The organism is Flagellimonas ulvae, from assembly GCF_049333175.1.
Taxonomy (GTDB): domain Bacteria; phylum Bacteroidota; class Bacteroidia; order Flavobacteriales; family Flavobacteriaceae; genus Flagellimonas.
In genome coordinates this window covers 1593449-1615924 of sequence record NZ_CP186325.1, presented here as the reverse complement: position 1 = coordinate 1615924, position 22476 = coordinate 1593449, and the positions used below count along the sequence as shown (strand labels likewise).

General features: G+C 35.6%; 23 protein-coding genes. 22 read left to right on the top strand and 1 reads right to left on the bottom strand.

From position 1 onward, the window contains the following. Window positions 1–8: 8 nt before the first annotated feature. From ACOKFD_RS07500 to ACOKFD_RS07420, 17 genes are all read left to right on the top strand, one after another. Window positions 9–434, top strand: coding sequence for a GNAT family N-acetyltransferase (locus tag ACOKFD_RS07500; protein ID WP_422860667.1), 426 nt, complete (start codon window positions 9–11; stop codon window positions 432–434). Between the two features lie 141 nt (window positions 435–575). Then, window positions 576–2417, top strand: a complete 1842-nt coding sequence (gene thiC, locus ACOKFD_RS07495) for a phosphomethylpyrimidine synthase ThiC (protein WP_422860666.1) — start codon at window positions 576–578, stop codon at window positions 2415–2417. After that, window positions 2414–3142: a hydroxymethylpyrimidine/phosphomethylpyrimidine kinase gene (locus ACOKFD_RS07490; protein WP_422860665.1), complete on the top strand. Its 729-nt coding sequence runs from the start codon at window positions 2414–2416 to the stop codon at window positions 3140–3142. Before thiC ends, ACOKFD_RS07490 begins: the two co-directional genes overlap by 4 nt. 11 nt (window positions 3143–3153) lie before the next feature. Next, a complete protein-coding gene (gene thiE / locus ACOKFD_RS07485) occupies window positions 3154–3819 on the top strand; it encodes a thiamine phosphate synthase (protein WP_422860664.1) in 666 nt (221 codons plus the stop codon). Beyond that, on the top strand, window positions 3812–4333 hold the full coding sequence (locus ACOKFD_RS07480) for a GNAT family N-acetyltransferase (protein ID WP_422860663.1): 522 nt from the start codon (window positions 3812–3814) through the stop codon (window positions 4331–4333). Before thiE ends, ACOKFD_RS07480 begins: the two co-directional genes overlap by 8 nt. Continuing rightward, entirely contained in the window at window positions 4320–5255 is a 936-nt protein-coding gene (locus ACOKFD_RS07475; protein WP_422860662.1) for a ketopantoate reductase family protein, read from the top strand. The genes ACOKFD_RS07480 and ACOKFD_RS07475 overlap by 14 nt, the downstream gene beginning before the upstream one ends. A gap of 12 nt (window positions 5256–5267) precedes the next feature. Beyond that, window positions 5268–6116 carry an RteC domain-containing protein gene (locus tag ACOKFD_RS07470; RefSeq protein ID WP_422860661.1) on the top strand — a complete coding sequence of 283 codons (849 nt, stop codon included), beginning with the start codon at window positions 5268–5270 and terminating at the stop codon, window positions 6114–6116. Between the two features lie 279 nt (window positions 6117–6395). Continuing rightward, window positions 6396–6674: a helix-turn-helix domain-containing protein gene (locus ACOKFD_RS07465; protein WP_422860660.1), complete on the top strand. Its 279-nt coding sequence runs from the start codon at window positions 6396–6398 to the stop codon at window positions 6672–6674. An 8-nt stretch (window positions 6675–6682) separates the two neighbouring features. Continuing rightward, a complete protein-coding gene (locus ACOKFD_RS07460) occupies window positions 6683–7213 on the top strand; it encodes a hypothetical protein (protein WP_422860659.1) in 531 nt (176 codons plus the stop codon). Between the two features lie 30 nt (window positions 7214–7243). Beyond that, a complete protein-coding gene (locus ACOKFD_RS07455) occupies window positions 7244–7918 on the top strand; it encodes an ATPase (protein WP_422860658.1) in 675 nt (224 codons plus the stop codon). A gap of 155 nt (window positions 7919–8073) precedes the next feature. Then, window positions 8074–9093: a DNA-methyltransferase gene (locus ACOKFD_RS07450; protein ID WP_422860657.1), complete on the top strand. Its 1020-nt coding sequence runs from the start codon at window positions 8074–8076 to the stop codon at window positions 9091–9093. Beyond that, window positions 9068–11089: an ATP-binding protein gene (locus ACOKFD_RS07445; protein WP_422860656.1), complete on the top strand. Its 2022-nt coding sequence runs from the start codon at window positions 9068–9070 to the stop codon at window positions 11087–11089. Before ACOKFD_RS07450 ends, ACOKFD_RS07445 begins: the two co-directional genes overlap by 26 nt. A gap of 4 nt (window positions 11090–11093) precedes the next feature. Next, complete coding sequence (locus ACOKFD_RS07440) at window positions 11094–12440, top strand: hypothetical protein (protein WP_422860655.1); 1347 nt, start codon at window positions 11094–11096, stop codon at window positions 12438–12440. After that, the gene (locus tag ACOKFD_RS07435) at window positions 12437–14569 is read left to right on the top strand and encodes an AAA family ATPase (RefSeq protein WP_422860654.1); all 2133 of its coding nucleotides are present in this window, start codon (window positions 12437–12439) and stop codon (window positions 14567–14569) included. The genes ACOKFD_RS07440 and ACOKFD_RS07435 overlap by 4 nt, the downstream gene beginning before the upstream one ends. Continuing rightward, entirely contained in the window at window positions 14562–15518 is a 957-nt protein-coding gene (locus ACOKFD_RS07430) for a hypothetical protein (RefSeq protein WP_422860653.1), read from the top strand. The genes ACOKFD_RS07435 and ACOKFD_RS07430 overlap by 8 nt, the downstream gene beginning before the upstream one ends. Before the next feature lie 209 nt (window positions 15519–15727). Next, window positions 15728–16318: an HNH endonuclease gene (locus ACOKFD_RS07425; protein WP_422860652.1), complete on the top strand. Its 591-nt coding sequence runs from the start codon at window positions 15728–15730 to the stop codon at window positions 16316–16318. Between the two features lie 5 nt (window positions 16319–16323). After that, a complete protein-coding gene (locus tag ACOKFD_RS07420; protein ID WP_422860651.1) occupies window positions 16324–17211 on the top strand; it encodes a hypothetical protein in 888 nt (295 codons plus the stop codon). Between the two features lie 63 nt (window positions 17212–17274). Here the strand turns inward: ACOKFD_RS07420 and ACOKFD_RS07415 are convergent, their stop codons facing one another. Further along, a complete protein-coding gene (locus ACOKFD_RS07415; RefSeq protein ID WP_422860650.1) occupies window positions 17275–17919 on the bottom strand; it encodes an N-acetylmuramoyl-L-alanine amidase family protein in 645 nt (214 codons plus the stop codon). A 165-nt stretch (window positions 17920–18084) separates the two neighbouring features. Between ACOKFD_RS07415 and ACOKFD_RS07410 the strand changes: the two genes are divergently transcribed. The 5 genes from ACOKFD_RS07410 to ACOKFD_RS07390 are packed head-to-tail and all read left to right on the top strand — an operon-like array spanning window position 18085 to window position 22473. Beyond that, window positions 18085–18372 (top strand): hypothetical protein, encoded by a 288-nt coding sequence (locus ACOKFD_RS07410; protein ID WP_097047315.1) that lies wholly within the window; start codon window positions 18085–18087, stop codon window positions 18370–18372. Then, window positions 18372–18656: a hypothetical protein gene (locus ACOKFD_RS07405; protein ID WP_422860649.1), complete on the top strand. Its 285-nt coding sequence runs from the start codon at window positions 18372–18374 to the stop codon at window positions 18654–18656. Before ACOKFD_RS07410 ends, ACOKFD_RS07405 begins: the two co-directional genes overlap by 1 nt. Then, window positions 18643–21042 (top strand): TraG family conjugative transposon ATPase, encoded by a 2400-nt coding sequence (locus ACOKFD_RS07400; RefSeq protein WP_422860648.1) that lies wholly within the window; start codon window positions 18643–18645, stop codon window positions 21040–21042. The genes ACOKFD_RS07405 and ACOKFD_RS07400 overlap by 14 nt, the downstream gene beginning before the upstream one ends. Window positions 21043–21052: 10 nt before the next feature. Beyond that, a complete protein-coding gene (locus ACOKFD_RS07395) occupies window positions 21053–21634 on the top strand; it encodes a conjugal transfer protein (protein ID WP_422860647.1) in 582 nt (193 codons plus the stop codon). After that, complete coding sequence (locus ACOKFD_RS07390) at window positions 21634–22473, top strand: hypothetical protein (RefSeq protein WP_422860646.1); 840 nt, start codon at window positions 21634–21636, stop codon at window positions 22471–22473. Before ACOKFD_RS07395 ends, ACOKFD_RS07390 begins: the two co-directional genes overlap by 1 nt. Window positions 22474–22476: the final 3 nt, after the last annotated feature.

The window sequence follows — 22476 nt, the reverse complement described above, 5'->3', positions numbered from 1 at the left end:
AACAATAGATGAAAGATTTTCTCCTAAAAAAAGAATGCCCTGAACCATCAGCATATATCAGAATCCGTAAAGAATGTGGTTTTGGGGAAGTATCCCTAAAACAGTCGGAAACCTGTTTGGACAATTCCCTATTCTTCGCTTGTGTTTATGATTCAAAGGAGCTTGTCGGTTTTGGGCGAATTGTTGGTGATGGCGTTCTGTGTTTTTACATATCAGATGTTCTGGTCAGCCCAAAGATGGCTGGACAAGGAGTAGGCAGAATGATTATAGCGGCACTTGTATCTTATCTCAAAGAAGCTACCACACCTATGTCCACTATCTCACTTTTAGCTGCCCCAAATAAGGAGTCCTTTTACAGCAAATATGGCTTTGAGGCATGCCCAAACAAGTACTTTGGAAAAGGAATGAGCTACATCAAGTGGATTAACTTATAAAGGCTTTGTTTATAACTATATCATAAAGGGAAAATATCCTTTAATCAATCTATTTTGGTGGAATCTACGTTTAGATAGTGTCCCACGTCCATCTTGTACTATCCTATTTCATCTCCTTTGGCAACATTTGTCCAAAAAAACATGGTCAACAAAAAAACGACACAGCGTAATGATATTGATGAAATCATTGGAACCCCTTTTCCTGGTTCGACAAAGCATTATGCTATAACTGAGAAGGGATGGAAAATCCCATTTAGAAAAGTACGACAACAGCACACAAAAATTGCCAATAGTTCCGAAACAATAGCGAACCCCGATATTCTAATGTATGATGCCAGTGGTCCATTTACCGACCCTGATATTGAAATCAATTTATCCCAAGGCATCCCGGAAATAAGAAGTTGGATTCAGGAATATAATAACCTTAACCGCTTAGAACAGTTGACCTCGGAATATGGCAACATGAGGTTACAAGAAGAAAACTTGGAGAGCATCCGTTTTCCCAATCTTCGATTGCCTTTAAAAACGGCTAATGGTTGCCATACCCAAATGTATTATGCGAAAAAAGGAATTATAACGCCTGAGATGGAATATATCGCCATAAGGGAAAATGGTCTTATCAGTGATTATCCACAACATAACGGAAACTCATGGGGAGCGTCCATCCCTAAAAAGATAACACCTGAATTCGTTCGGGATGAAGTCGCCAAGGGACGAGCTGTAATACCCGCCAACATAAACCATCCAGAATTGGAACCGATGATAATCGGTAGAAACTTTAGAACCAAGGTCAATGCCAATATCGGCAATTCCGTAGTGACATCTTCCATTGAAGAAGAAGTGGAAAAATCGGTTTGGGCATGCCGTTGGGGAGCCGATACCATAATGGACTTATCTACTGGCGCAAACATCCATGAAACTAGGGAATGGATTATCAGAAATAGTCCCGTGCCGATTGGAACAGTGCCAATTTATCAAGCGTTGGAGAAAGTTGGAGGAAAACCGGAAGACCTAACCTGGAATTTGTTCCGAGATACATTGATAGAACAGGCTGAACAAGGAGTCGATTATTTTACCATGCATGCAGGGGTTTTATTGCGGTACATTCCCCTTACCGCTTCTAGATTGACAGGGATTGTTTCCCGTGGTGGGAGCATCATGGCCAAGTGGTGTTTGGCACATCACAAGGAGAACTTTATTTACACCCATTTTGCAGAGATGTGCAAAATTCTAAACAAATATGATGTAACCATTTCTTTGGGTGATGGCCTGAGACCCGGCAGTATTGCAGATGCCAATGATAAAGCACAGTTTGCGGAGTTGGAAACACTCGGAGAGCTTACCAAAATAGCATGGGAACACAATGTACAGGTTATTATTGAAGGTCCTGGACATATACCCATGCAATTGATAAAGGAAAACGTTGACAAACAATTGGAACTGACCCATGAAGCTCCGTTTTACACCTTGGGGCCGCTTACTACGGATATTGCACCAGGGTATGACCATATCACGAGCGCTATTGGAGCTGCAATGATTGGTTGGTTCGGTACTTCCATGCTCTGTTATGTCACGCCGAAAGAACATTTGGGGCTGCCCAATAAAGAAGATGTCAAAGAGGGATTGATGGCCTACAAGATAGCTGCACATGCGGCAGATTTGGCCAAAGGCTTCCCGGCAGCACAATATCGGGATGACGCTATAAGTAAAGCTCGTTTTGAATTTCGTTGGGAAGACCAATTTAATCTTGGCATAGACCCATCTCGAGCACGGGAATACCATGATGAAACCTTACCTGCTGAAGGAGCTAAAGTTGCTCATTTCTGCAGTATGTGCGGGCCTAAATTTTGCTCCATGAAAATAACCGAGGAAATCAGAGAGATGGCTAAAAACAAATCCATATCCAATGATGAAGTATTGGAAATTGGAATGAAAGATAAAGCCAGTGAATTTTCGGATAAAGGCTCATCCATCTATTTATGAAGTTGCCAAAAACACTTTCAATTTCTGGATTTGACCCCTCGGCAGGAGCGGGAATGCTTGCGGATATTAAAACGTTTCAAATGCATCAAGTATATGGGTTTGGAGTAATTACGGGATTGACATTTCAAAACGAATCACAAATCACAGATGTTCGATGGTCATCCAAATATGAGCTTATTAGCCAACTTGATGTTTTGTTCAAAAGACATGCTATCAATGCTGTAAAGATTGGGGTCACCAAAGATGCGGAGATGCTTCAATGGGTGGTAGAATATTTGAGGGGGCAATGTCAAGAAATACCAATTGTCTGGGATCCTGTTTTTGAAAGTTCAAGTGGATTTGCTTTCTGGCACGGGGTTGATAGGAGTGTATTAGATGTAATCATAGATCAGATAAACCTTATTACACCCAATTTAGAGGAATATGGTAAAATATGGGACAAATCCAATAGCCACAATAGCTGTAGAGCAGCCGTATTAGTGAAAACGGCGGATGAGGACGATATGACCATTTTGGACAAACTCTTCTATGAAGACAAACTATATACGCTAAAAACAAAGAAGTACAAAGGGCATGACAAGCACGGCACGGGGTGTATACTATCATCTGGGATTACCGCAGGTCTGGCAAAGGGAATGGAACTGGTGCAAGCGTATCACAATGCAAAAAACACACTTAACGAATATATGTTGGGCAGTAAATCATTACTGGGAACATACGAATAACAAGTTAGAGAATGAAATACCATAAACACATTTCGAGGGTGCATTATATTACCCAGGACGACCCCAATAAATCGCACCAACAGTTGGCATTGGAAGCCTGTATTGCAGGCGTGGATTTAGTGCAGCTTCGACTTAAAAACAAAAGTCATTCTGAAGTTTTGGATATTGCTTTGGAAACCCAGAAAATCTGTAAGGAATATGATGCTACTTTTATAGTCAACGACCATCTTGAAATAGCCAAGGAAATTAATGCGGATGGGGTGCATTTGGGGAAAAGTGATGAAGATCATATTACAGCTCGAAAACTTTTAGGGGATGATAAGATTATTGGAGGCACCGCTTATAATGAAGAGGAAGCGCTGCTGCTCAAATCAGCGGGAATTGTTGATTATATAGGTTTGGGAACATTCCGAAAAACGGAAACCAAGCCAGAAATAACGGATTTTTTATCGCTTGACCAGATTGGTCAATTGATTGAGTCCATGGGTGAATTGAACGGTTCTTCCGTTCCAATTTTGGTAATCGGAGGTGTTGGGTTGGAAGATATAAGACCTTTATTGTCCAAAGGCGTTTATGGAATTGCCATTGCTTCGTTAATCAATCACAGTAATGATAAATTCCACATCATGAATGAAATCAGAAAAAATCTAAATCGCAAATATGTAATCAATGGATAATCAAAACTTCAGAACGGAAAGATTGCTGATTAGACCTACTATAATGGAAGATGCGGAATTCATTTGTGCACTTATGAACACGCCTAAGTGGATTCAATATATTGGAGACAGGCAAATAAGAACAGATAAGGATGCTGAAAACTATATTAAGAACAATATGACCCCGCAACTAGAAAGGTTGGGGTATTCCAATTACACGGTCATTAGAAAAACTGACAATACAAAAATCGGGACTTGTGGCCTGTACGATAGGGAGGGTTTGGAAGGTATAGACCTTGGCTTTGCATTTCTTCCAGAATATGAAAAGAAAGGCTATGCGTTTGAGGCCAGCCAAACTATAGTTGAAATGGCAACTAAGAGATTCAAGTTAGATTCCTTAAGTGCCATAACGGCACAGGATAATAGTGCATCTCAAAAACTATTGAAAAAACTGGGATTCGAATTTTTCAAGACTACACAATTGAAGGGGTCGGAATTATTTGTATACAAAATCATATTAAATGGGGAACACTAAAATCTATATTGTCGGTTCAGGTGCCATAGGTAAGACACTAGCCGTTTTTTTGAAACTGGAAGGAAAGGAAGTTGTATTGGTAAGGGGAAGCGTTGACAACCTAAAGGAATCAGATGGTGTTATCTCGGTCAGAGATAATAAAAATCAAACTTTCGAGGAAAGTATCACAACGACAACCTTCAGTAATCTAAAAGAGGTAAATGGAATTGTTTTGATTACGACCAAAACATTTGCCAATGCTAAAATAGCTGAAAAACTAGCCAGTTTTAAAGGAGAATTTTCGATTGTACTATTGCAAAATGGCCTTAACATAGAAAAGCCCTTTGAAACTTTTAAGGACGTATTTCGCTGTGTACTTTTTACGACCAGTCAAATAATTGACAATGGAGAGGTTCGCTTCAAAACAGTAACAGCATCTCCTGTGGGAAGCATCAACAATGAGAATGAGAACCTACGGGAAATAGTAAATCGTATCAATACGGAACATTTCACATTTAGGGCAGAGCCGAATATTGATCATTTTGTATGGAACAAGGCAATTATCAATTGTGCATTCAATTCCATCTGTCCATTATTGGAGGTTGATAATGGTATTTTTCACCGAAATGCTGAAGTAACTTCTATAGCCAGAAAGGTCATTATGGAATGTGTCAACCTATCCCATAAAATAGGTCTGCAACTGAACGAAGTAGAAATTGAAAAAAGTTTATTGTTGATTAGTGAGCGAGCTGACGGGCAGTTGATTTCTACCTACGATGACATTCGAAAAAAGAGACGTACCGAAATAGAAAGTCTTAACCTGGAAATGGCTCGATTGGCTGAATCGATAGGGGAACCAGAAATTGTTCCCTTTACAAAAGCATTAGGCTTGACCGTACTAGAAAAATCGAAGCTAAGTTTATTGGAAAACTCAAATCGATGACCCATACTTTACATGCCAAAAGCTTTCACAAATATTCTGAAAAAACTTGATGACGAGTTAGAGGTTTTAGAGTCTGAAACGGAAGATGTAATTCAAAAAGCAGAAAAAGGAATTAAAATAACAAGGCATTCATTAGAAATGCTACGAGAACAGGTAAACGGCAAGCAATTTAAGGATAAGGCTACTGAAATCCATTTTTTTAAAAACATCAAGCCTCAAATATTCAGCAAGCTTATCTACTATGTGCTACTTTTTAACATAGAAACAAAACGCCCTAGAAGTAGCAGGAAGACACAAATAAAATATTTGAATAAGCATATCGATAAACTCCAGATTTATTTTCACGATAATCTGGAGTTTTATCATTATTACCGCAGAGGTGCTTCATGTTTGGATGAACAATATTTTTTAAGGGGCAAAGGTGATATTCGTTTGCATCCAGACACCTTTCATTTCTTTACGGATAAACAGTTCTCCACGAGCCATGATAGTACGGTAGCTACAATACTGGCTTATGATATGCTCATCATACATCTCAAAAAAGAAACCAATAAACTTGAAAATAACAATGGCATGGAAACCGAAACACTCTCATTTCAAAACCAATCCAAACTATTTTGGACCAACAGTAAAACCGATTTAATAGAATTGATTTACGCCCTAGATAGCAGCGGTGCCATCAATAATGGAACCGCCGATATTAAAGAAGTGGCAACAGTTTGCGAGCATATATTCAACATAGATTTAGGTAATTTCTATCATACATATATTGAAATAAAATCAAGGAAATCCAATAGCACTAAATTTTTGGATAACCTAAAAGAGGCCTTGACAAATCGGATGTGGGATTCGGATGCCTGATTTCCCACTATGAACCCATATTGGGGGATTTACTGGAAATGCAACGCGACATAAATTTTATACAGATTTAGTATGGAGGTAATCATTTCATTTTTTCAAATTGATTTAATCTAATGCATTGAAAATGAAATGTTAAAAACATCCCATGATGGGTTTGTCTATTGAGCAAAGTAGAATAAAGCTTACCAAATTTGTAGGACGAAAGTCAAATCAGTACAAAGCCGTCTAATATCGCTTATTTGATTGCAGACGGTTTTGTTTTCTAAAAACGTCTTATTTATGGGAGCAACTATCATTACCTCAGAAGACTTGATGGAATTCAAATTGGAATTACTGGAAGATATCAAGCAATTACTTCAAAACCAAAACGGTCAGCCAGCTAAAAAATGGCTTAAATCTCTAGAGGTCAGAGAGCTCTTGGGAATCTCACCAGGTACATTGCAAAACTTACGCATCAATGGCACGTTGCCGTATACAAAAATTGGAGGCGTGCTGTACTACGACTATCAGGAAATCATTCAAGTGTTAGAGAAAAACAAGATTCACAACAAATTTTAGCATTTGGTTTGCAAGACATCAACTATATCAAGCACCTCAGTGGAGTATTTGAGCAATTTTCTAAAGATAGCCGATTAAACCCGACCCACATCAGTTTATATGTGTCCTTATTTCAAATCTGGAATAACAATTACTTCAAAGATGAATTCTACATCAACCGAGAAGAAGTGATGGACTTTTCCAAAATAGGTTCTAAATCTACCTATCACCGCTGTATCAAGGAATTGAGTCATTGGAACTATTTGCTCTACACGCCATCACATAACCCATTTAAGGGAAGTCGAATCAAGATGTTCAATTTCGGGACAAGTACCGAACAAGTGCTGTACCCAAGCAGTGCCAATATCGAAACAAGTACTGGACAAGCATTGGTACCTATAAACAAACATATACAAACTATAGAAAACAGTAAAAACATAAACAAACGGCAAATTTTAGAAAATTCAAATTCTGAAAATGAAGAAAACCATTTGGCGAGTGTCCCATATCAGGACAACCTAAAGACTAGTACTGATAAAAATTATGATGACCCTCTTTGAGCGTCGGATTCATAACTCGGAGGTAAAACTATGAATAAACCAAAACCACATATCATTATTGAAGGAGCAGTGCAGTACTCTCTGGGTACAATGCGGGGCAATCAAATTCTCTACGATTTTGATAAAATGCTGGTCTATCTGGATGCCAAGGGGAAATTGTTGTTTGGTAATAAATTTAAAATCTATAAGGAAGACCGAGACATCCTATACAAACTATGCTTGTACTTTATCCAAGATAGAATTGCCTGTGCAACATTAGGAATTGATATCGATAAAGGTATTTTACTTTCTGGTCCAGTAGGTTGTGGTAAAACCTCTTTAATTCACTTACTGAAACATCTTGTACCACACCGAAAACCGTATGAGGTTGTACCTACACGAAACATCGTTTTTGGGTTTAACCATCTTGGTTATAGAACCATTGAGGACTATGGCAATACTCAGTTTTTCTGTTTTGACGATTTAGGTGTTGAACCTATAGGGAGACATTATGGTAAAGATTGCAATGTGATGGGAGAAATCTTATTATCTCGATATGAACTTTTTTGTCACTCTGAGCGCAGTCGAAGGGTAAAAACCCATGCTACTACCAATCTTAATGCCGCAGAACTAGAAGAGCGTTACGGCAACCGTGTTCGTAGCCGCATGCGACAACTTTTTAATTTGGTTGCTTTTGATAATGATAGTAAGGATAAAAGGGTGTGAATTAACAGGTTTAATCCTACCATTTTGGTATATTAGCAGTTATGAGATTTTTTAATCTCATTCCCCTTTAATCTTCGGTTAAATAGTATATAAATTTCATGGTAAATGCTATGGAGCCGATATAACATTGGAGACCAGAAAAGAGATTTATTTGAATGGAAATTAAACGCAGCACAAGTTATTCTAGAAAATTCCAGACTGATTTAGGACTATTGGTTAAAGGGGATTCCGTCAAGCTTTTGAAAAACAAACTTAAAGAAGACCTACGAGGAAAGATAAATTTAATAGTTACATCTCCTCCATTTCCGTTAAACAATAAAAAAAAGTATGGGAATGAAAAGGGAGAAGAATATTTAAAATGGTTTGTTGAGATGGCACCCATTTTTTCAGAACTTCTTACCGATGACGGTTCCATAATAATAGAAATTGGTAATTCATGGGAGCCCGAAAGACCGGTTCAATCCCTTTTGCACCTTGAGTGTCTTATGGGAATGGTTAAGCACCCTAAGGCTAACCTTCGTCTTATACAAGAATTCATCTGTTATAACCCTTCTAAGCTTCCTTCCCCTGCTCAATGGGTTACCGTAAATCGTTTGCGGACTGTTGACAGTTATACCCATATATGGTGGATTGCTAAATCCGATTTTCCTAAAGCTGATAATAGCAAAGTCTTGAGACCATACAGCAAGAGTATGAAAACCCTTTTAAAAAAACAGGATTATAATTCAGGTAAGAGACCTTCTGAGCATAACATCAGTAAAAGTGGTTTTTTAAAAGACCATGGAGGAAGTATTTCTCATAATTTCTTCGAAATGGAGCCATTAGATGAAAATAGAGATGTAAGGCTTCCGCATAGTGTTTTAAGTTTTTCTAACACCAGTTCAAATGATTACTTTTTATCTAAGTGTAGAGAGAAAAACATAACACCGCACCCAGCTAGAATGTCAGGTGGACTAGTTAATTTCTTTATAGAGTTTTTAACCGATGAAGGAGATATTGTTTTAGATCCATTTGGAGGAAGCAACACAACTGGTTACTGTGCAGAAAAACTAAAAAGAAAATGGCTGTCTTTCGAATTAGATGATGGATATATTAAACAGGCTATCTTAAGAATGAAAGATCCAATTTTAAAAGAAAAAAATAAAAAAAATGAGCAACCTGAGACAAGAACTTGAAAATATTGCTAAGACAGATATTTTCGAAGTTGCGAAAGACCAAAACAATTTTATTGGTAACCCTTTTAAAATAGACTATAACAAGACCAGCATTTTAACGTGTGACGATTGGAAACATAATGTTGGTGGTATTGCTCAGGGGTGCTTTTTACTAGCTTTTTATGAAAATGATTTCGACGGTGAAGAAGTTCAAGAAGCCATCCTATTGCGGGCTTTAAAACCATGTTCAATTCCTAGCGATAGCAGTGTTATTAATTCTAGAATAGAATATTTCAAAGAGGAATTGAAGACAGCTGGTAAGAATAGAGAAATTGACACTTTTACAAGATTTGAATTTAGTTGCTCTGGTTTAGAATGCTCAATTTTAGGAACATTCTATAAAAACAAAATAGGTCAAGTTGAATTTGGAGCAGATATTGAAAATTTTTACTCACCTCATTTATACAAAGTTTATAAGCCAACAGATGAATATCTGAGGTTTATTGTGAACTTAAGAGACTCAGATGACCCTTTAAAACCTGATTCTAATTTTAAAATAGGAAAAGTAAGGTATAGTTCTACACGTAAAAATTATTCTGAAGAAGAAGACTCAAAAGAAGAGAATAATAAGGAAAGCGTATATGTTCATACAAAAGATATTTTGGGCAAAAGAACAGCTCTCTTTGGTATGACAAGAACAGGTAAATCTAATACTATAAAGTCCTTAATTGAGGCAACCGTAGAACTTTCTGGAAAATCTACATTAGAAATAAATAAGGATGAAGAAAAGTTTGAAGAAAGCGCTAAACCTTATACTAAGGATGAAGTTCCTAAATATCCTGTAGGGCAAATCATCTTCGATGTTAATGGAGAATATGCTAATAAGAATCTACAAGATGGTACAGCCATATTTGAAAAATATTCATCTAATACTAAAAGATATAGTATTCTCGATAAAGAGCAAGACGGATTTTCAATTATGAAAGTTAATTTTTATAAAGACATTCAAACAGGGTTTGAATATGTTCTCGAGTTTCTTCGCGACGATAATAGTACTTTTTTAACGGGCTTTAAAGTGATTGATTTCACAAGACCTGAAGATAAAGACTATAATGGTTGGAACATTTATAATAAGCATAAATCCATTTATCTCTGTTGTTTAAAAAAGGCCGGTTTTACGGCACCAAGTTCCATAAGGGTGAAAATCAAATCAAATGATAAGATAAACTCTATGATTAGAGAATTTGATCAGGATTACGTGCATCCTGAAGAACTAACTTTAGATGAAGCTTATTATTTCTGGGAAATTGTTTGGAAAAATAGAGACCATAAATGTTTTTCAGAGCTGAAAAAAGCCAACAAGGGAAATGACTGGTTAACTGAAGAAATTAGAGCTTTATTGGTTATGCTTTTTCAAAAAAAAGAAAGTGGTCAAATGGTTGGCGGTTATCAAAAGTTTAAAGTTGCTTTAAAGCTGCATACAAGTTCAATTAATTCGTCCTTTCAGAGAGATATCGTAAAACACTTAAGGAAAGGAGGAATTGTGATTGTGGATTTATCCCAAGGAAGTCGTGAAGTGCAACAGATTTTTTCCGAAAAAATTTGTTTAAGCATATTTAACAGTTCTATGGATAGATTCATTAAAGCAAAGCCGAATAATTTTATTCAGTTTTATTTCGAAGAAGCTCATAACTTATTTCCTAAGAAAGAAGATAAAGACCTAAGTCAAATTTATAATAGAATTGCTAAAGAAGGAGCTAAACTTAATTTAGGGATGATGTATGCTACACAAGAAGTAAGTTCTATAAGTTCCAATATATTAAAGAACACTCAAAACTGGTTTATAGCACATTTAAATAATGAAGACGAGATTAAAGAGCTAAGGAAATTCTATGATTTTAGTGATTTTGCGGATTCACTTATAAGATTCAGTGCAAAGAATGATAAAGGGTATGTACGTATGAAAACATATTCGAATCCTTTTATAGTACCAACGCAAATCAAAAAATTTGTATAACATTATGTCTAATAATAGTTTTGAGCGTGGTAGTAGAATTTCTCATAGTTACATTATAAATGATGAAGAGGTAAAAGAATATTTGAATAATTGTGAAATTCCTGTTGAGTCAGAAAATGTTGTATTAAATGAAAGTTTGAAACACAATATTCGATATCTGCAAAAAAACTCTATAGAATTTATTGTCACAGTTGATGGAGAGAGCACTACAATTCCTGTAAAGAAAAGTTTTCCCTCCTCATTAATTACTTTTTTTCAATTCGGATCACTTCTTATTCAAAGATCTCATTTAGACGAAATGGAACAAAAACCTTTTGTTTCTCCATCTGATATTAATCAATTAAAAAAAATTGAGAGAGAAAAATTTGTATTACCGACTAAGAATGTTGCACTAAAAAAAGGAATAGATTTTAGAACTATAGTTAGAGAAGCTATACATGATTTTTTTAAAAAAGAGCATTCAGGAAGTACACCTCTTCTTAACACATTATACTGGTTCATATTTGAAATGTATGATACTAGTTCTAAAAAAAAGCCATATAAGCTTTCAAAATGCCCACATTGTGAAACCAAAGACATCTACTTAGATAAGGATGAAATGAATTTTTCCAATTATTCTTGGAATTGTACCGTGGACAAGTGTAGAAAAGAAATATTAATTACAGATGTATTTAGGCTATTCGAAAAAATTGATAAACATGAAAATGCCGATGCTGTTTCTATAATTACGTATTTGGAAAATGTAATTGAAAGTTTTTTCATAGTTCACACAATCAAAAGCCTACTAGAAATTGAAGACGGGTTAGTAAATCGTTTTTTATTTGTTAAGGATGGACCTTTAAGTTTTGGAGGAGAGACAGCGAACATGAATAGTCTGATGCAAAATTTAATAACTCATCTTTGTAAGAGCAATAAAATTAGTTTAGTTGGTGTCGAAAATTCAGGACCATTTGTTGATCATGCGAGGCAAATAAAAGATAGATTAAATCCAGGTCAAGTATTTCTTCTAAATAATGAGCATATATATGACTATATAAAGTTTGGAGACCCTAAAACACAGCGTTATGGGAGTACATCATACTATAGTGGTAAATTCATTTATAAATCATTTGATGAAAGAATATATGTTTTAACCTTACCTGTTGAAAATCACAATACATATTATGATCAGCCAGAATTAGAGGACTTAAACAATATTGAAGAAATTCTCATGAATGTTGATAAATTAAGGTGTGATATTTATGAAAATGCCATTATTCCTGTAGCTATTGCTAATAAACTTATTTCACTTACAAATCATCCTAGCTCTCAGATATTGGAGCGATTTGCAAAAAAGTCCATGGGAAGATGATAAAGATTCAAATACAGAAAGAACCAGACTTTCTATCCTCACAAACTGTGGAGTTGGCCAAGGAGAAGATGCTCGAATTTTTTACTTCTAAAAATCGAAGTCAAAAACGATATAGTTGGCCTTTTAATAAAGAAATAGACCATGAATTAAAAACTTATCTCCATAATATATTTTATGGAAAATGTGGCTATTGTGAAATTAGAATTATATCTCCTAAGTTGGGTACAGTTGATAGATATAGACCCAACAATGGTGTAAGAGATAAAAAAGAATATCACCAGGATTTGTATTGGTGGTTAGCTTTTGAATGGAACAATTTAGTCTATTCATGTAAGGATTGTAATCAATACAAAGGGAATTATTTTCCTGTCAAAACAGAAAGAGTTCATAATAGAGAAGATAATCTTAGTATTGAAAATACACTTCTTTTGAATCCATATCTAGATGAACCAAATGAACACTTTGGATATAATATACACGGAGCGCAGTCAAAACGCGAGCCTTATCTTCTATATCCTTTAACTGAGAAAGGAAATCAGACAATCGAATTGTTACGGTTAAACAGAACGAATTTAATTGAAGGTAGAAAAAAAGCAGAAAGAGAGATCTTAAATTCAATCGAACAGCTAACCAACGACTCAGAATTAAATAATCAAATAAGAGAAAATCTTTCTAGGATTTATGAATTAGAAAACTTTGATGAGGAGTTTTTATCATATAAAAAATGGATTTTATTAAATGAGCTGGACTCAAATTCTGTTTTGGGGAATATTTTGGGTCTGAGAAAATATCGGATAGAGGAACCTTTAGTTGAAAAAATTGACTTGCCATCAAAAGAAACTTCTTTTGAAACCGATGTCATAACCAGCGATTATTTTCCAATTGAATACATTCACATTAAGAACTTTAAATCAATTGATGATTTAAGAATAGACTTTAAAGATGACGAATTAAGTGAAAAATCTTGGTTATTTCTGTTGGGTGAAAATGGAGTTGGGAAAAGTTCAATTCTTCAGGCAATTGCAGTTGGTTTGAGCTTAGATAGAAAAACGGTTAATTCTTTAATCCCTTCACTAATTAAAAAAAGAAGGCGTACGGCAGAAATAATACTTAAAGAAAGAAATAGTGAAAATATTATCAAAACGACCCTAATCAGGAAGAATAATGGAATTACTCAATCAGGTAAATTTAATTCTTACTTAATAGGTTATGGCTCTCTACGTTTATCGGTGGATGAAGCGGAAATTAGCACAAAAAAAGTGACATCAAAAGTTAGTTATGAAAACCTGTTTAAGCCAACCAGAGCACTAAATGATGTTACAAAATGGCTTAGACTCATCCACAGAAACGATAGAGACTTTTTTGACCGTATTGCATATTCTATAAAACAACTTTTACCACACGATAACTCAGATACCACTATCTCAATCAAAGGGAATGATATTGTTCTTGGAAACTCTGATTCACTTTTCGGAGAATTAAGTGATGGGTATAAAAGCACAATTATCCTGGCTATCGATATAATGATGAAACTTTCTGATGCACATTCTGATATGGATAAAATGTCGGGAATTGTTTTAATTGATGAACTAGGAAATCAATTACATCCTAGATGGCAGATGCGAATTGTAAAACAATTAAGAAAAGTATTTCCAAATATAAATTTCATCGTATCAACACATCATCCCCTCTGCTTACGTGGGGCAAAAAAAGATGAAATATTGTTATTGAAAAACATACGAAATGAAATTGTTGCTGATTCAGGATTACCTGACCCAGCATCTTTAAGAGTAGACCAGATTTTAGCTTCTGAGTTTTTTGGCTTAAGTAGTCACATTGATCCTAGAATAGAAGCAGCTTTTAATAGGTATTATGAATTGTTAGCAAGGAACAATAATATTAATGACGAAGAAAATGTTGAAATCTACGAATTGAAGTCCTTTCTGAAAGATAAAAAACAGTTGGGAAGTTCGATTAGAGAAGAGTTAATGTATACTGTCATAGATAAATTGTTAGCTGAAAAAGTCATTTACAATAAAAAATCAATAGCTCGAGATAGTCTTAAGGAAGAAGTGATAGAAAAAGTAAAAGAAATCTGGGAAAACTTAAGTATCGAAAGCGATGATTAATGTTGAAAGATTAGACTGTCCTGATGTATTAAAGATTGGGTTAGACCCGGAAAGTGAAGGTGAATGGGAAACTAAAGATGCTTTGGAATACTATAAAGATACCGCCAACCATCAAAAGAAATACAAACGAACAGGTAGAAGGGGTGCAAGAACAAAACAAGGCTATTCTGCTTATAAACATAAAGATGTAAGAGATTCCCTGGTAGAGATGTTTCATGGTAAATGTGCTTACTGCGAAAGCAAAATTACAGCGATTTATAATGGAGATATAGAGCATTTTAGACCTAAAGGGGAAATTCAAAATGTAAATCCTTCGAAACCAGGATACTTTTGGTTAGCATCCGATTGGGAGAATTTACTATTTGCGTGCCCATTTTGTAATCAAACTAATACACATAAGTTTAGGAATGGTGGTGGGATTGAAGAAGCAGTGTTCGGAAAGTTAGACCAATTTCCCTTGCTCACAGAGACATACAGGTTAAATCATTCCCATGGATTAATCTATTTTACAAATAATGATACTTATCTGCAATCTTTTGATTTGGAGGAATCGGAAAGGTTGTTGCTCAATCCATGTAAGGATGAAAATATTGAGAAGTTTTTTAAATATGATGATGGTGGGGCTATAATTAGTAATGATGGTTTAACCCAAATAGAAATGGAAAAAGCGCATACTTCAATTATAACATATGCCCTACATAGGTTGCCTTTAACTATTGCCAGAGAAGAAAGAATAATAGAAATAAGAGCTCAAATAAGAAGGGTTGAAATTGCAATAGAAAATTATAATGACAATCTGGATTCCGAGAAAGATAGGAAAATCAGATATGAAAACATTATGCGCTACGAATTGGAAATCCTCAAAGAATTCAAAAATTCCAATCGAGAATACGCAGGATTAGCAAGATATATAATCAATAAATACTTTGATGAAGCTAATTTTCTATGAATTGGGTTCAAACAAACAGGGAAAAATTAAAGAATACGAATTATGTTTTAAAGGCAGATTCAAGCTCAAACTATTGGTTCGGTATTTCGAAGAACAAAGTTGACCTCTTAAAAAAAAGGTTCGGTAACAACTTCAATATTATTCTTATTGGAAGTGATATCAATGAAACGGACTTTTATATTATACCCTATACACAACTTAAAGACCTATTGACTGAAAAGAATCTATATGTTTTTCATACAAGAAAAAGATGGGTTGGGGATGTTAAAAATCATATTTTAAGGTTCCGAAATTCGAAAATCGTTAAAGATATTTCCAGCTTTTATGGCAATACAGGTTTCCTCAATATAAATGATCATGAAATAAACCTAGCGGCTGATGAAGTTGACTATTCCATCGAGAATGCAAGGAAGGAAATCTCGGTTAGAATTAATCAATCCAAATTCCGCATGGAGGTACTCAAAAATTTTAATAGTATGTGTTGCCTAACCAAAACATCTGAAACTGCTTTATTGGTTGCTAGCCACATAATACCTTGGGCTATCAATATTGAAACTCGTTTGGATCCTAGAAACGGATTGTGTTTATCAATTCTTTATGATAAACTATTTGATAGTGGCTACTTCACATTTGACGAAAAACATATTGTTGTAATAACTAAAAAAGTAGAAAATTTGAGCGATGAAACTAAGTTACAGCTTCTTAGGGTTTCAAATTTAAAAATGAACACACCGGCTTTTTATGGTATTAGCGCCGAAGCACTAGAATTTCACCGGGAAAATATTTTCGAAAAATATTAGGCTGAATGAATGAAGAACTTTTTAAAAATCATCCTTTAATTCTTTACGAGTTTCTATTACTAAGTCCATTGACGGAAATCTACACTGCTTCAAAAAGTTCTGAGTTATCTGATTTTACAAAATATTCAAGACTGCTCATTGATAAATTTGCCATCCATTCTAGTTCTTTTTTTCATTTATCAAAAGGGATTTTAGAACACAAAAAGTCTGGAGAACAAATTAAAATGAACGGATACGATTTATTCACCGTGAATACCACTTTTAGAGCTATTATGGAGACTTACGCCACATTTAATCATCTTTTTGTTTCGCCTCAAAGTAGGGAAGAAAAAAAGTTCAGATTTTTACTTTGGAAATTGGATGGATTGTACCAAAAGAGAAAGTATAAAATTGAGCTTGATGATTTTGATGGGGTAGAAAAAGTACTAAGCGAAAACGAAAAGGAGATAGATTTAATAGTTAAAGAAGTGGAAGATTCTCAGTTCATCTCTGAATTAAAAAAAGAACAGCTACACAAAATTTTTGATTCTGAAAAAAGAATATCAAAATGGCGTTTCGTAATAAGAAATGGAAACATCAAAATACTTCAAATCATTGACCTCATAAAATATACTTGTAGGACTAGAGCCTTTATAAATATGTACAAATACTCTTCGATACACACACATTCTAATTTTCCTGCTATTGAAGATTTTGAAAAAATGAGAGGTAAGCTTTTAACAAAGGAAAAAACAGATTCGTTGACTCGATTGGCTATTACTTTAACCTGTTTGATGGTATATGATATAAGCCAAATCAATAGAAATGCAGCACTAAAACTAAATTCATACCCTGCAGGAGTAAGAAATTTTATTGAGGGTATGAGTCTTTCTGTTAGAAGTGGGAAATTTTAAAAATGACTGAAATGAGCCTATACTCATGGAGATTACTTAAAAAGTCCCTTACAACCCAGCATTTTAATAGTTTATAATCCCCATCAAAACAGCTAGCGCCATGGCCTTAATATTTTTTGCTTCCAAGAAATAATCAGCTTCATCTATATTTGTCATAAACCCCAATTCCACAATTATAGAGGGACAATATGGGACAGTTTCTCGTAAAACCTGAAAGTTGGCAATCTTTACACTCCGTCTTTTCAAACCTAGCTTTTTGGTGCTTTCATTCAGAATAGAAACACCAAGAGCTATTGAAGTTTTACTATTTGGGCTTTCTGAATTATGTATATAAACCTCCATACCTTTAGAGGTGTTTTGAGAAGCATTACAATGTAACGATATAAATACATCCGCATTTAGACTCCTGGCCAATCGACTTCTATCAGATAATGAAATCAAGGAGTCGGTGTATCGGGTCAAATAAATATCCAGTTTGTTATCTAAAAGGAATTTATTCAGCTTCAAAACCTCATTGGCAACCTTCAAAACCACATCCTTTTCATAAATGCCATTTACACCGATTGCACCGGAATCAATTCCACCATGACCAGGGTCGATGACCACGACTTTTTTCTGACCAAAAACGAAACACATTTTCAATAGTAAAATCAGAAAACTGACGTTTTTGAGCGTTAAGCGATTCAAAAGTTTTGAGGTTATCAACATAGGAGCTTCAATTTTTCATACGATTTGATGCCAATTCATAGCATTGAAAATCAATCAAATACAAATAATATTTTATTCACAAAACCCTGATTGTCAGCATTTTGATATTCAATATAGTGTATTTTTCAAACAACAAAATCCAACAAATTTTAAATCAATTTCGACATGAAAAAATCATTATTCCTTACCGCTTTTTTACTGCTCATTTCCAATACTATTTTTGCACAGATTGGGGGCATCGAAGATTCCGTTAACGATGTTTCCGATACCATACGAGCTATCTTTCCCATTATTCTAGGAGTCATCTTCTTGATAGGCTTCCTGTTCAATGCGGGACACTTCTTTGGCGAGAACGCCGACCTTAAAAAAGGGATAACCCGTGTGTTGGTGTTTGTACTTATTGCAGGTGCAGTTGTGGGCATATTTACTTACCTCATAGGCATTGTAGTCTAGTGAAGCGATTTGGGGTGTACAAGGATATTCGAAAGCGAGCAGTGATTGTGGGTTTGCCCATCTCATTGTTCGCTTTGATGATGACCTCGGTTATTGGGTCGCTGCTGTTCATCATCTTTTCCTTCAGTTTTTTGGTCATCATTTCGATGTCCATTCTCAATGTCAGCTTGTTTGTTGTATTGACGCAACTAACTAAACATCCCAGCTTACTTCATTTCAGAAGAGTATTCCCAACCACAATCAGTAACAAAAAAGGAAGTCATTTATATTATGAAGAAGATTAATCTATCCGCATACCATCCCATTTTAAGCATAGAAAAGCATATCGTTTTTGCCAGTAATGGCAATGTAATATTGTGTTATAAAGCAAACTTGCCAGAAATCTATTCCTTATCCTCAACCGATTTTGAGGACATACACGGCTCTTGGTTTCAGGCATTTAAATCCCTACCAACAAGTACTGTTATCCATAAACAGGACATCTACAAAAAAAGTGGCTATGAGGCAGATAATCTAGCAAATGAAAGCTTTTTGGAAAAGGCAACCTATCAATATTTTAAAGGAAGGGAATGCCTAACCCATCAATCCTATTTGTACTTCACGCTGCCTTTGGATAAAGCATTGAATGCTTCCAAGTTTATTAATCCGTTCCGTAAGGTGGAAAAGGGCATTCACAAACAACTGGACCATAATGTCCAAGAGTTTATTGCTTCGGTAAATGATGCTGTTTCCTTTATCAATAACAGCCGTAAAGTATCACTAAAACCATTGAATCAAGATGAAATTCTTGAATTGACCAATGCGTACTTCAATGGGTTTAATGAGGGTTTTGATACCGATATTCAATTGAAAAAATCTGCGATTGAAATTGGGGAGAACCATTTTGATGTGTTGGCAGTAAATAGTGAACTCTGTTTCGGTGATGTAGCACAAAGCAGTAAAACCAATGACAAGTTTACTTCGGATGATTTTGTGTTCCATCAGGGCTTTATTGATGGATTGGGATTGAACTTGAATGAAAACCATATCATCAACCAAATCATTTACCTAGATGACAAACACAAATGGAGAAAATTACTTGATAAAAAAATTGAAGAACTCAGTAAGAGTTCCAACTTCGGAACACAGAACAAAGTCATTCAGAAGAAAATTGAGGCCATTGTTGCTAAAATTAATGAAGACGACAGTTCACGAATTATACGTGGGCATCTCAACATTGTTTTCTGGTGTCTGGAAGCCGGACGGCTAAACAATATAGCTTCAAAGATTAAGACCGAATTCAAGGAACTGGATATTGTACCATATTACCCAAAAGGGGAAGAACGAAAACACTACTTTCTTAATTCCTATTGTTGTTTCAGTTCCAATTTTTCAAATGAAGATTTGTATGTCACTGATTTAAAACACGCATTGTGCCTATACATCAACAACAGCAATTACAAATCAGATGAGCAGGGTATCATTTTCAATGACAGGCAATACAATATTCCAGTTTTAAAAGATGTATGGGATGAGCGTAAGAAACGCATCAAGGCCAGAAACTTTGCCATTTTCGCACCAACGGGTGAAGGTAAATCCTTTTTAGCCAATAATATACTTCGTCAGTATTTCGAGCAGCAAGTTCGATTGGTCATTATCGATTTGGGAGGGTCTTATTCCAAATTTGCCAAGCTTTATCCCAATGACAATATCATCTTACGATATGAGCAGGGAAAGAATCTAGGAATCAATCCTTTTTACATTTCCAATGAAGCAGATTTGACCCCTGAGCGATTGGAGGACCTGGCCATTTTCCTATTGGAACTATTGGCTGAAGGTAACCAGGTTTCAAAAGCCAAGGAAGTGGCCATTAAAAAGGTACTACTGTATTACTACAAGCATATCCGATTAAATCACTCACTGGCTTCTTTGTATCAATTTATAGATGATAAAAAAGACAGCCTCATAGAGGCTCTTAGTATAAGGGAAGAGCATTTCAGTGTATACAACTTTCTGCATATCCTTTCGGAATATGTGGATGATGGGTTGTATAGTTTCCTCTTCAATGTGAGTGAAGACCAGACCTATAAGATTGAGGACAAACGTATGATTGTCTTTGAACTGGATGAAGTAAAGGACAACAAGGAAATCCTTTCTGTAATGCTGAAGCTCATTAAGTCTGCCATCCAGCGTACTATCTGGCGTAACCGTTCCGAAAGAGGTATTATACTGTTTGACGAGTTTGCCAAACAGCTCAAATTCGATAATGTTCTGGAAAGTGTGGAATTCTACTATCAAGCTATCCGAAAACAAAATGGGGCTATTGGAATCATTCTGCAATCCATCAATCAATTGCCAAACAATTCCACATCAGCCAGTATTCTAGAGAATACACAAGTCATTTATAGCCTTCGGAATGAAAAAGGGTACGAAGAACTTCAAAAGCGATTGAACCTGTCGAGCCATGATTTGAATCAGTTAAAGTCCATTCGCAACAACCTTACTGGAGATAGAAAGTACACGGAGATGTTCATCAAAATTGGAAAAGAGAGCAACATTTTTCGTCTTGAAGTACCCAAAGAAGTTTATGCTGCTTACCTCACAGATGGTAAGGAAAGTGAAGCCATAATGAAACTCTACGAACAACATCAATCGATGGAAAAAGCCATCAACATATTTATTAATTCCTAAAACAAAAATCATGAAGCACAAAATAAAAACATTAGTCTTAATATTTACCATAGCCATTTTATCATGTGGCCACGTTGTAGCCCAGGGAATGCCTGTATATGATAACACCAATTTTATCAGCTTTACCAAATCCCTTATAGAATCGGCAAAACAGACCTCTCAATTGCTAAAAACTGTAGAGTTTTTAAAAACCCAAAAAGAGAACATAGAAAAGGTCAACAATGTCATTAGACAGCTAAAGGCAGTTCGTGAAATGGCAAGGAACAACCAACGCCTATTCAACATTGTACAGGACGATCTACGAGAGATTCTCAACTCACCTTATATAAAACCCGATGAAGTGAATCGGGTTTCAGAATCCTTCAATTCCATTATTGAAAACTCTTTATATGGATTGGAATACATAGACCAGATATTGTCCAGTAACACCCTTAAAATGACAGATGCGGAACGAGCAGAAGTCCTGAAGGACATGGAATTAAAATCCAAAGAAATGGTAGCTGAGATTGAAGCCAAGACCAAACGCTATCGTGAGATTATTGCCTTTCGTGAAATGCAGGATAAAATCAACAACAGGGAAACCAATTACTAATGGCGGGTATCTTTTTAGGTATAGGGTTGGAATATGTTGATGCCGTGTTTACCACCATCAAGAACAGTGACTTTTCACAGTACACCATTACTGGGATGAAGACACTGGCTATTCTGTTCTTTCTTATCAATATACTCAAAAAGTACAATGAGGGCGTTGCCAACAACGAGGGCTATACCTGGGGACTGACCCCTGCAGATCTCGCAAAGAATTTTGCGGTGGTTATCCTGGTCATTTTCTCAACACAGGTGTTGGATGTTTTTGATACCATTCTTGTGGCCATCGAAACCCAATACCGAGACACGGCTCCTGCGCTCCTCCCGTTACAAATGCAAGACATCGATTTGGAACAGGATGTGGGCGCATTGGAAGCCGCCAAAAAAGCAATGGCAATGCTGTACGAAGCTCTGGTTACACCGCTTTACGGCTTAAAAATGCTGGCTTTTATCATCGGGATATTCCTTTGGTTGTTGGATTTGTTCATCTACCCTTTATTCCTTGCAGAACGCTTCTTTTTGTTGGGTATCATGCAAGCTTTCTTCCCTTTGGTGATTAGTCTCGCTGTATTTGAAAAGTTCCGTTCATTGGCTTATAACTTCTTTAAGCTCTATGCAGGAGTATATATGTTGGTGCCTGCATTTTTTCTGGTCAATGTATTTGTAAACAACCTATATACAGAAATCAACACCAACTTTTGGAACACGCTTTTTGGAACGGATTGGGGAAGTACATTTTTTGCGCTATTGCTTCAATTTGGTTCCATTGGGTTTATCGTATTGCTGAAGTTCAAACTTTACCGAAGAGCGACCTCTTTTGTGTTCAAATTATTTAGTGCCTAATCA